The organism is Bradyrhizobium sp., assembly GCF_017881085.1.
GTDB lineage: Bacteria > Pseudomonadota > Alphaproteobacteria > Rhizobiales > Xanthobacteraceae > Bradyrhizobium.
The window spans coordinates 1-10,912 of record NZ_JADGRI010000184.1; the positions used below are offsets into that span (position 1 = coordinate 1).

9 protein-coding genes are annotated in these 10,912 nt (G+C 63.7%); 6 read left to right on the forward strand and 3 right to left on the reverse strand.

Translation table 11 applies throughout. From position 1 onward, the window contains the following. Nucleotides 1–486 (forward strand): ATP-binding cassette domain-containing protein (locus tag QZ213_RS17425; RefSeq protein WP_291687334.1); only part of this gene is annotated, 486 nt, incomplete at its 5' end. Beyond that, the gene (locus QZ213_RS17430; RefSeq protein WP_291687335.1) at nucleotides 479–1,210 is read left to right on the forward strand and encodes an ABC transporter ATP-binding protein; all 732 of its coding nucleotides are present in this window, start codon (nucleotides 479–481) and stop codon (nucleotides 1,208–1,210) included. The genes QZ213_RS17425 and QZ213_RS17430, both read left to right, overlap by 8 nt. A 60-nt stretch (nucleotides 1,211–1,270) precedes the next feature. Here QZ213_RS17430 and QZ213_RS17435 read toward each other — a convergent pair whose 3' ends face one another. The 3 genes from QZ213_RS17435 to QZ213_RS17445 all read right to left on the reverse strand — a co-directional run bounded on the left by QZ213_RS17435 (nucleotide 1,271) and on the right by QZ213_RS17445 (nucleotide 5,223). Further along, nucleotides 1,271–2,707, reverse strand: a complete 1,437-nt coding sequence (locus QZ213_RS17435; RefSeq protein WP_291687336.1) for a glutamine synthetase family protein — start codon at nucleotides 2,705–2,707, stop codon at nucleotides 1,271–1,273. Nucleotides 2,708–2,741: 34 nt separating this feature from the next. Beyond that, nucleotides 2,742–4,100 (reverse strand): aromatic ring-hydroxylating dioxygenase subunit alpha, encoded by a 1,359-nt coding sequence (locus tag QZ213_RS17440; protein ID WP_291687337.1) that lies wholly within the window; start codon nucleotides 4,098–4,100, stop codon nucleotides 2,742–2,744. 169 nt (nucleotides 4,101–4,269) lie between these two features. After that, nucleotides 4,270–5,223: a helix-turn-helix transcriptional regulator gene (locus tag QZ213_RS17445; RefSeq protein WP_291687342.1), complete on the reverse strand. Its 954-nt coding sequence runs from the start codon at nucleotides 5,221–5,223 to the stop codon at nucleotides 4,270–4,272. Between the two features lie 111 nt (nucleotides 5,224–5,334). Here QZ213_RS17445 and QZ213_RS17450 point away from each other — a divergent pair, with 111 nt between their 5' ends. From QZ213_RS17450 to boxB, 4 genes are all read left to right on the forward strand, one after another. Next, a complete protein-coding gene (locus QZ213_RS17450) occupies nucleotides 5,335–6,870 on the forward strand; it encodes a benzoate-CoA ligase family protein (protein ID WP_291687338.1) in 1,536 nt (511 codons plus the stop codon). 148 nt (nucleotides 6,871–7,018) lie between these two features. Then, nucleotides 7,019–7,837 (forward strand): alpha/beta hydrolase, encoded by an 819-nt coding sequence (locus QZ213_RS17455; protein WP_291687339.1) that lies wholly within the window; start codon nucleotides 7,019–7,021, stop codon nucleotides 7,835–7,837. 158 nt (nucleotides 7,838–7,995) lie between these two features. Then, nucleotides 7,996–9,696, forward strand: coding sequence for a 2,3-epoxybenzoyl-CoA dihydrolase (gene boxC, locus QZ213_RS17460; RefSeq protein WP_291687340.1), 1,701 nt, complete (start codon nucleotides 7,996–7,998; stop codon nucleotides 9,694–9,696). 96 nt (nucleotides 9,697–9,792) lie between these two features. Continuing rightward, nucleotides 9,793–10,912: benzoyl-CoA 2,3-epoxidase subunit BoxB (boxB, locus tag QZ213_RS17465; RefSeq protein WP_291687341.1), on the forward strand; the 1,120-nt coding region annotated here is incomplete at its 3' end.

Genomic DNA, 10,912 nt, shown 5'->3' on the forward strand with positions numbered 1-10,912 from the left:
TTCACCGCGATGGACAATGTCGCGATGGCCGCGCAGGCGCGTGACGGCCACTCCTTTCACTTCTGGCGCAATGCCCGCAAGCTGCCGCACTTACGAAAAGCCGCGCAGGATGCGCTCGACCGGGTCGGGCTCGGCCATCGTGCCGGCGTGCTGGTCTCCAGGCTGAGCCATGGCGAGCAGCGCGAACTCGAACTCGCGGTGGCGCTCGCCACCCGCCCGCAACTGCTGCTGCTCGATGAGCCGATGGCCGGACTCGGCGTCAACGAATCCGCACGCATGGTGAAACTCTTGCAGGAGCTGCGGCGCGAGGTTTCCATCGTGCTGGTCGAGCACGACATGGACGCGGTGTTTGCCCTCGCCGACCGCATCAGCGTGCTCGTCTACGGCCGCGTCATCGCCTCCGGCACGCCTTCGGAGATCCGCGCCAACGAGGAGGTCAAGCGCGCCTATCTCGGCGATCAGCATGCGGTGACCAGCCATGGTTGATCTCTTGGCTGACGCGACACCGCTGCTCGAGATCGACGGCATCGAGACCTGCTACGGCCTCAGCCAGGTGCTGTTCGGCCTGTCGCTACAGGTTCGCTCGGGCGAGATGGTCGCCATGATGGGCCGCAACGGCATGGGCAAGACCACGACCATCCGCTCCATCCTCGGGCTGACGCCGGCCCGCGCGGGTACGATCCGCTTCGCGGGACGCGAGGTGCGAAAACTTCCTTCGTTCAAGATCGCGCAATTGGGCATTGGCCTGGTGCCGGAGGGCCGCCAGATCTTTCCGAACCTGACGGTGCGCGAGAATCTCGTGGCCGCGTCCGGCAACCGCCTCGGCAGCCCGGATCCATGGACGCTGGAAAAAATCCACGCGCTGTTCCCGCGGCTCGCCGAGCGCGGCAACAACATGGGCAACCAGCTCTCCGGCGGCGAGCAGCAGATGCTGGCGATCGGCCGCGCGCTGATGACCAATCCGAAGCTGTTGATCCTCGACGAGGCGACCGAAGGTCTGGCGCCGCTGATCCGCGAGGAAATCTGGAATTGCCTGTCGATGCTGAAGGCGCGCGGCCAGTCGGTGCTGGTGATCGACAAGAACATCGAACACCTGACCCGCATCGCCGACCGCCACTACATCATTGAGCGCGGCAAGGCCGTGTGGAGCGGCACGTCGGAGCAGCTGATCGCGGAGCCGGATCTGCAGCACCGGTATCTGGGGGTCTAAGCGAGCTTCTTGGGTCGTCCCGGCGTTCGCCGGGACGACGAGAGAGTGGCGAGATTACCCTCAAAACATCTCGAAATATTCGCGCTGTTCCCAGTCCGAGACCTCGGCCTGGAAGCGTTCGATCTCGGCGTCCTTGATATGGACGTAGTAGTCGACAAAGCCCGGCCCGAGCGCGTCGCGGAAGAACGGATCGTCCTTGAGCGCGAACACGGCTTCGCGCAGCGTCTTCGGCAATAACGCGGCTTGCGTTTCATAGGGCGTGTCGGCGGACGGGCCGGGATCGAGCGCGCGATCGACGCCGTCGAGGCCCGATAGAATTTGGGATGCCATGTAGAGATAGGGATTGGCGGCAGGCTCGCCGATGCGGTTTTCCAGCCTTGTCGCGGCATCGCCGGGACCGCCGAGCACGCGCACCATCACGCCGCGGTTGTCGCGGCCCCAGATCGCGCGGTCCGGCGCCAGCGAATAGGAACGGTAGCGCTTGTAGCCGTTGATGGTCGGCGTGGTGAACACGGTCGAGGCACGGGCATGCTCCAGCAAGCCGGCAAGATAGCCTCGGCCGAACGGGCTCAGCAATTCTGCGCCCTCCTTGGTCATGAACGCGTTCTCGCCGCTGCCGCGCGCCACGATCGACTGGTGCAGATGCCAGCCGGAGGCGAACACGTTCGGCAGTTTCGGCCGGCACATGAAGGTGGCGTGATAGCCGTGGCGATGGGCGATCTGCTTCACGGCGCTGCGAAACAGGATCATGGTGTCGGCGGGCTCCAGCCCTTTCGTTGGCGCGAAGGTGAACTCGCACTGACTCGGGCCGAACTCGACCTCGATCGAGCGCAGCGGCAGGCCGAGCGCCAGGATGTCGCGCCTGATGATCTCGAGCACCGGCTCCATCTGGTCGTAGCGCTGCTCGGTGAGATATTGATAGCCATGCGACAGCAGGCTGACATCGGGCGGCGTGCCCGGCTGTCCCGCATGCTCCGGCGACATTTTTGCATCTTCGAGTTTGAAAATATGAAACTCGACTTCCAGCCCGGCAACGAAGTCGTAGCCGCGCTTGGCTAGTTTTTCGAGCACCGATCGGTAGAGATGGCGCGTCGCGAACGGCACCGGCCGCCCGTCGGCGAAATAGACGTCGCACAGCAGCCATCCCGTCGCGGGCGACCACGGCAGCACGCGGAAGCTTGTGGGGTCCGGCACCATCAGGACGTCGGCGGCGCCTTCCATCTCCCGCATACCGAAACCGCCGCCGGAGGTGAAAACCGGAAACACGGTTTTGTGCGAGGTGTCCTTGGCGAACATCGTGGTGGTGATGGTGCAGCCGCTTTCCAGCGAGGCCAGCGCCTCGCTGGCGACCAGCGTCTTGCCGCGCAGGATGCCGTGCTGATCGGGGAACGACAGCCGGATGACTTCGAGCTTTTGCTCCTCGACGATCCTGCGAAGGCGGGTGACCGCTTCGTTCTGCTCGTCGGACCAGAGACCGTGACGTCTGACAAAACTCAACGCGCGTCCTCCGGCCGCCGAACCGCAGAACCCATCACTTGACCGCCTTCAGATGTGGGACTCTGTCGGCGATTTCGGCCGGCACGGGTGCGGCCCATGGCGCGCCGCGCCGCCGCTTGACGTCGACTTCCATCCAGAAGGCTTCCCAGCCACGCGTCGGGCCGATGCCGTCCATGGTCGCCGGACCCTGGATGCTCCGCGCATGCGCGGCATCGAGGAACATGAAGGGTTTTGCGCCGGAAGCGGCCTTTTCGATCTCCTGCCGCAGCAGGCGGCGGAACTGCACGATGGCCTTGTCGGCGCTGCCGAGATGTTCGCGGGTGCGGTCCTGGATCGCGCCCATCGATTCCACCGCCCACTGGTCGTGCACGTTGATGTCGCTGCCCATGCCGGTATAGGTCGCGGTCGACTGCTCCCGCGCATCGAAGCCGTAATCGTTCGATTTGTTCTTGCGCGATGTGTAATCGGGCAGCTCGTAGAGCTCGAGACGCTGGTCGCGCATCTTCTTCTTGTCCACCGGTGTCGAATAGGAAGTGAAGATCGCGTACCAGTAGCAGTTCTCGTCATCGACCGGCACGTGCCACTGCGTGATCGTCATCTCCGTGCTCATCGGAATCACGAACCCGTGCGGGAACAGCTGGTTGGTGACGCGCACATGCGTGCGCACCTCGTCGATCTCGCGCAGCGCGATCAGCCGCAAGCCATATTCGGTCTGTTCGACATTGATGATGGGGCGATCGTATTCGCGCAGGATCTTCGTCATCGGCATGTCGGTGCCGGCGGATGCGCCGCGGAACTGCTTGCCATAGGCGCCCGAGGTATCCTCGTCCTCGAAGAAACGATGCAGGAACGAGGCGTGCGAGGGATCGATGCCGACTTCGAGCGCTTGCAGCCAGTTGCAGTTGATGTGGCCCTTGAACGCAAAGGTGTGGCTGTCCGGCGCGACGAAACAGTCGATCTCCGGAAACGCCGGCGGCTCGCCTTCGCCGAGATAGGCCCAGAGGATGCCGCTCCTCTCCACCACGGGATAGGCGCGCTGCCTGATGCCCTTGCAGAGCTGCGAATCCTTGGGCTCGGCGGGCGTTTCGAGGCACTGGCCGGTGGCGTCGAACAGCCAGCCGTGGAAGGCGCAGCGCAGGCCGCCGTTTTCCAGCCGCCCGAATGCGAGATCCGCGCCGCGATGCGCGCAATGCCGTTCGATCAGGCCGTATCGTCCGGCTTCGTCGCGAAACAGCACCAGATTCTCGCCGAGCAGTTTGACGGCCCGCACCGGGCGCGGCCCCTGCAACTCGTCGACCAGCGCCGCCGGCTGCCAGTACATCCGCATCAATTTCCCGCAGGGGTCTTTTGGCCCGGTGCGGGTAATCAGGTCGTTCTGTTCCTGGCTCATCATGGCGGCGGGTCCTTTCGCGGTCGCGCGCTGAATTTCGTTTGGAATCAAATTACTAGGCTGGCGGCTCCCCGCAAGGGAATTCCTGTGCAGGGTTACTCCGCGCCAGCTGAATCTTAGCGCAATCCGCGGTGAACCGGGAAAGCTCCGGTGCGCACGAAACCACGTTGCCTCATGACGCCACGCTGCGCAGCCCGAACGCATGCGCATCCTGTTTCAGCACCGGTGCCACCGCCTCGATCAGCCGCGCGGCCGCCGCGTCAACGGAAAGCCCCGCGGTGTCGACCACGGCGGCGGCGCGGGCGTAGAGCGGTTCGCGGCTCTTCAGGATGGTGCGCAGTTCCGCCATCGCCGAGCGGTCGTCGGCCATCGGGCGCAAATCGCCCTGGCCGCGCACCCGCGCCATGTGTTCTTCCGGCTCGGCCTTGACCCAGATGGTGTAGAACGACGACAGGATCCGCTCGAAGGTCAGCGGTTCGGAGACAATGCCGCCGCCGGTCGCCAGCACCATCGGCTCTTTTCGCTCCAGCAACTGGCCGAGCGCCGCCTGTTCCATGCGGCGAAAACCTTCCTGGCCGTAGAGCGCGATGATCTCGGCGACCGACAGTCCGTTCTCTCGCTCGATCTCCTTGTTGAGTTCGACGAAACTCCAGCCGATCTTGTTCGCCAGCATCCTGCCGAGGGTGGATTTGCCGGCGCCGCGCAGGCCGATCAAAGCGATGCCGGCAAACGACATCCGCCGCTGCGCCGAGGCGCCTTGGCCCGCGAGCACATCCTTGGCCTGCGCGATCTGGTTCGGCGTGGCCTTGCGCAGGAGGTCGCGAATGACCGGCCAGTCCGGCGAAGGTGCGCCGATCGGAATCAGATCCTCCAGATGCGCGCCCATCGCGTCCGACACCCGGCGCAACAGCACGATCGAGACGTTGCCCTTGCCGCTTTCGAGCTGGGCGATATAGCGTTCGGAAATGCCGGAGACTTTTGCCAGCACCTTGCGCGACATCCCGCGCAGCGCCCGCATGGTACGGACGCGCTGGCCGAGCTGCTCGAGAAACGCGGTTTCGGGATCGGGCTGTTCGGTCATTTCCGCTGTTCTGCCAGGCCGCGAAGCGCGCGCACTCGGAAACATAATGCCGGGCAGGATTGACAGCAAGCTCGCCCAGTGGCTTTCTATGAATTATAATTCTCAAAAAATCGGGGGAGGAGGCGTCGTGACACGCTTGGCTGACGAGGGAGGGGCATGAGCACCTACAACGCGGTGACCTGGCTGCTCGACCGCAATGTCGAGGAAGGCCGCGGGGCAAAACTCGCCTTCACCGACACCGTCTCCGAATTGACCTATGGCGAATTGCAGAAGCAGAGCTGCCGCGTCGCCAACATGCTGCGCCGCCTCGGCGTCCGCCGCGAAGAACGCGTCGCCATGATCATGCTCGACACCGTGGATTTTCCGGCGGTGTTTCTCGGTGCGATCCGCGCCGGCGTGGTGCCGGTGCCGCTCAACACGCTTTTGACGTCGGATCAATACGCCTATGTGCTGGCGGATTGCCGCGCCCGCGTCCTGTTCGTTTCCGAAGCCCTGTTGCCTGTCGTCAAGGACATGGTCGGTCGGATGCAGGATCTCGACCACGTCATCGTTTGCGGCAACGACGCGCATGGCTACAAGAAACTGTCCGACGAACTCGCCGGCGAAAGCGATAGCTTTACCACGGTCGCGACCCATGAGGACGAGCCGGCGTTCTGGCTGTATTCGTCGGGCTCGACCGGCATGCCCAAGGGCGTGCGGCATCTGCATGCCAACCTCGCCGCCACCGCGGACACCTATGCCAGACAGGTGCTCGGCATTCGCGAGGACGATGTCGGGCTGTCGGCGGCGAAATTGTTTTTCGCCTATGGGCTGGGCAATGCGCTGACCTTTCCGATGTCGGTCGGCGCCACCACCGTGCTCAATTCCGAACGTCCGACGCCGGCGTCGATGTTCGCGCTGATGAACAAATACAATCCCAGCATCTTCTTCGGCGTGCCGACGCTGTTTTCCTCGATGCTGCACGACGAGGCCTTGAAGCATGAACGCGGCGGCTCGCGCCTGCGGATCTGCACCTCCGCGGGCGAGGCGCTGCCGGAATCGGTCGGCAACGCCTGGAAGTCGCGCTTCGGCGTCGACATCCTCGACGGCGTCGGCTCGACCGAGCTGTTGCATATCTTTCTGTCGAATTCGCCCGGCGACATAAAATACGGCACCTCGGGCCGTCCGGTGCCGGGCTATCAGGTGCGGCTGGTGAACGAGGCCGGCCAGGATGTGGCCGACGGCGAAGTCGGCGAAATGCTGGTGCACGCACCGTCGGCCGGCGAGGGGTATTGGAACCAGCGCAGCAAGACCCGCTCGACCTTCGAGGGTTACTGGACCCGCACCGGAGACAAATACATTCGCGACGCCGACGGCCGCTACACCTTCTGCGGCCGCAGCGACGACATGTTCAAGGTGTCCGGCATCTGGGTGTCGCCGTTCGAGGTCGAGAGCGCGCTGATCACCCATCCTTCGGTGCTGGAAGCCGCTGTGGTGCCCGAAGCCGACCCGGAAGGACTGTTGAAGCCGAAAGCCTACGTGGTGCTGCGCGCGGGCGCGGAAACCGACGGCCTGAAAGAGGCGCTCAAGGAATACGTCAAGCAGAAGATCGGGGTATGGAAATATCCGCGCTGGATCGATGTCGTCGAGTCCTTGCCGAAAACCGCGACCGGAAAGATTCAAAGGTTCAAGCTGCGAGAAGGGGCTAGCTGATGAGGCTCCGTCATTCCGGGGCGCGCGTCAGCGCGAACTATGATGTGCAATTGCACATCTGAGAATCTCGAGCGACAAAATCATATCGAGATTCCGGATTCTTCGCCTTGCGAACTGTCAGGAATGACGGAGTGTAGTGAAGTACAATATGACCTCTCTCTCCCCCACCGGCTTCCTCGCCATCGGCGCCTCCAATCTCGAATACCGGATGATCGGTCCGGCGCCCGAGGACGCGCCGACCATCGTCATGCTGCACGAGGGTCTGGGGTCGGCCAGGCTGTGGGGCGATTTCCCGGAAAAGCTGCAGGCCGCAACCTCGACCGGCGTGTTCGTCTATTCGCGCGCGGGCTATGGCGCTTCGACGCCGGCAACACTGCCGCGGCCGCTCGACTACATGCATGTCGAAGCGCTCGAGGTGCTGCCGAAGCTGCTTGACCGGATCGGCTTTCGCCGCGGGCTGTTACTTGGACACTCCGACGGTGCCTCGATCGCGGCGATCTATGCCGGCGGTGTCGCCGATCATCGCGTGCGCGGCGTCGCGATGATCGCGCCGCATTTCATCGTCGAAGACGTCTCGGTGAGCTCGATCGCCGAGATCAAACAAGCCTACGAGACCACCAACCTGAAGACAAAACTGGCGCGCTGGCACAACGATGTCGACAACGCCTTCTACGGCTGGAACGGCGCCTGGCTCGACGCGAAATTTCGCAGCTGGGACATCTCCGAGTATCTCGCCTATATCCGCGTGCCCGTCGCGATCCTGCAGGGCGCAGACGACCAATATGGGACGATGCGCCAGATCGAGATTGCGCAGGAAGAGTGCTATTGTCCGGTCGACGTGACGATCATCGCGGGCGCCGGACACTCGCCGCATCGCGAAGCACCGGAGGCCACCCTCCATGCGATCTCCGAATTCGCCAACAATATTCTGCACATGCATGAGGGCTCGCAGGGGCGGGCGGCCTGACGCATCGACCGTGGCGATGCGCCCATGAGCACCTCCCGCCCGCGAGCGGGTATGAAACAAAATGCCGGTTGCCGCGTCCAAAAAGGCTAGACGGCATCCGGGACATGCATTATTGTGCATATTAACCGAAATAATCCTGAACAGGTGAGGGTGGCCCGATGGCTGGCGAAAAGCCCGGTGAAGATCGCGTCCTGGCTGGCGGCGCGAAGTACATCGATTTCCAGACCGATCCGTCGCGTTACCGGCATTGGAAGATCGCTGTCGATGGCGACACCGCCACGCTGACCATGGACGTCGACGAGAATGGCGGGTTGTTCGAGGGCTATCAGCTCAAGCTGAATTCCTACGATCTCGGCGTCGATATCGAACTGGCCGACGCGGTGCAGCGGCTGCGCTTCGAGCACCCCGGCGTGAAGGTGGTGGTGGTGCGCTCCGGCAAGAACCGCGTGTTCTGCGCCGGCGCCAACATCCGGATGCTGGCCGGCGCCACCCACGCCCACAAGGTCAATTTCTGCAAGTTCACCAACGAGACCCGCAACGGGCTGGAGGATTCATCGGAGAATTCCGGCCAGCGCTTCATCACCGTGGTCAACGGCACCGCGGCCGGCGGCGGTTACGAACTCGCGCTCGCCACCGATCACATCATCCTCGCGGATGATGGTGCTGCCGCGGTGGCGCTGCCGGAGGTGCCGCTGCTGGCGGTGCTGCCGGGCACCGGCGGGCTGACGCGGGTGGTCGACAAGCGCAAGGTGCGCCGCGACCACGCCGATTATTTTTGCACCATCGAGGAGGGCATCAAGGGCAAGCGCGCGGTGCAATGGCGCCTGGTCGACGAAATCGTGCCGAACAGCAAACTGGAGACAAGAGTCGCCGAACGCGCCAGCGAATTCGCCGCGGCTTCCCGACGCAACGGCAACGGCAAGGGCATCGCGCTGACGCCGCTGACGCGCAGCATCGACGGCACCAGCATCCGCTACGGCCTGGTCAGCGTCGATATCGACCGCACGGCACGCATCGCCACGATTTCGATCCAGGCGCCGGAGTCGGCTCCGCCCGCCGACATCGACGGCATGATCGCGCAAGGGGCCTCGTTCTGGCCGCTGCAGGCGGCGCGCGAACTGGATGACGCGATCCTGCATTTGCGCATCAACGAGCTCGAGACCGCGATGCTGGTGTTCAAGTCGCATGGCGAGCGCGCCAATGTGCTGGCCTGCGACGCCTTCCTCGAAGCCAACAAGGCGCACTGGCTGGTCAACGAAATCAGGCAGTACTGGAAACGCGTGCTCAAGCGCATCGACGTCACCTCGCGCACGCTGGTGACGCTGGTCGAGCCGGGCTCGTGCTTCGCCGGCACCCTGGCCGAACTCGTGTTCGCGGCCGACCGCTCCTACATGCTGATCGGCCAAAAGCAGGGCGACAACCGCGCGCCACCGGCGATCGAACTCTCCGCGATGAATTTCGGCCCCTTTCCGATGAGCCACGGGTTGACGCGCCTGCAATCGCGCTTCCAGGCGGATCCGTCCGATCTGGAGCGCGCGCAGGCGACGATCGGCAAGGCGCTCGACGCCGAGGAAGCCGAGGCGCTTGGCCTCGTCACGTTCGCGCTCGACGATATCGACTGGGACGACGAGATCAGGGTGTTCTTCGAGGAACGCGCCAGCTTCTCGCCCGACGGTCTCACCGGCATGGAAGCCAATCTGCGCTTCGCCGGACCCGAGACCATGGAATCGAAAATCTTCTCGCGCCTGACGGCGTGGCAGAACTGGATCTTTCAGCGCCCCAACGCGGTCGGCGAAAACGGCGCGCTGCGCCGCTACGGCACCGGCCAGAAGGCGCAGTTCGATATGACGCGGGTTTAGTGAATTTCGCTGCGTCACGGCCGGGCAAAAGCGCGAAGCGCGTCTTCGCGAAGGTGACCCGGCCATGACGGAAAAAATGTGTCCAAGGAGCACGCCATGAACGTGAACATCATGAATGTCGATTACTCGACCAAGATTCCCAATAACGTGAATCTCAGCGAGGATCGGCAGGTGCTTAAAGCACTGGAAGGTTGGCATCCCGGCTACATGAACTGGTGGAGTGACATGGGCCCCGAGGGCTTCCAGCAGTCGCTGGTCTATTTGCGCACCGCCTATTCGGTCGATCCGCGCGGCTGGGCCAAGTTCGATTATGTCAGGATGCCGGAATATCGCTGGGGCATCCTGCTTGCTCCGCAGGAAGAGAACCGCGTCATCCCCTTCGGCGAGAATTATGGCGAGCCGGTCTGGCAGGAAGTGCCGGGCGAGCATCGCGCCATGCTGCGCCGCCTGATCGTGATCCAGGGCGACACCGAGCCCGCTTCCGTCGAACAGCAGCGCCATCTCGGCAAGACCGCGCCTTCGCTCTATGACCTGCGCAATCTGTTCCAGGTCAATGTCGAGGAAGGCCGCCATCTCTGGGCGATGGTCTATTTGCTGCAGAAATACTTTGGCCGGGACGGCCGCGAGGAGGCCGACGAGTTGTTGCGCCGCCGCTCCGGCGATGCCGACAGCCCGCGCATGCTGGGCGCCTTCAACGAGGCGACGCCGGACTGGCTGTCGTTCTTCATGTTCACCTATTTCACGGACCGCGACGGCAAGATGCAGCTGCACTCGCTGGCGCAGTCCGGCTTCGACCCCTTGTCGCGCACCTGCCGCTTCATGCTGACCGAGGAGGCGCACCACATGTTCGTCGGCGAGACCGGCATCAGCCGCATCGTGCAACGGACCTGCGAAGCGATGCGCGCCGCCGGGATCAGCGATCCCACCGACATTGCAAGAGTTCGCGCGCTCGGGGTGATCGACCTTCCGACCATCCAGAAGAAATTGAACCTGCACTACACGCTTTCGCTCGATCTGTTCGGCTCGGAAGTGTCGACCAACGCCGCGAACGCCTTCAATGCCGGTATCAAGGGCCGCTACCACGAGACCCAGATCAAGGACGATCACCGCCTGCAGAACGATACCTATCCGGTGCTCAAGCTGGTGAACGGCGAGATCAAGCGCGTCGACGAGCCGGCGCTGACCGCGCTCAACATGCGGCTGCGCGACGATTACA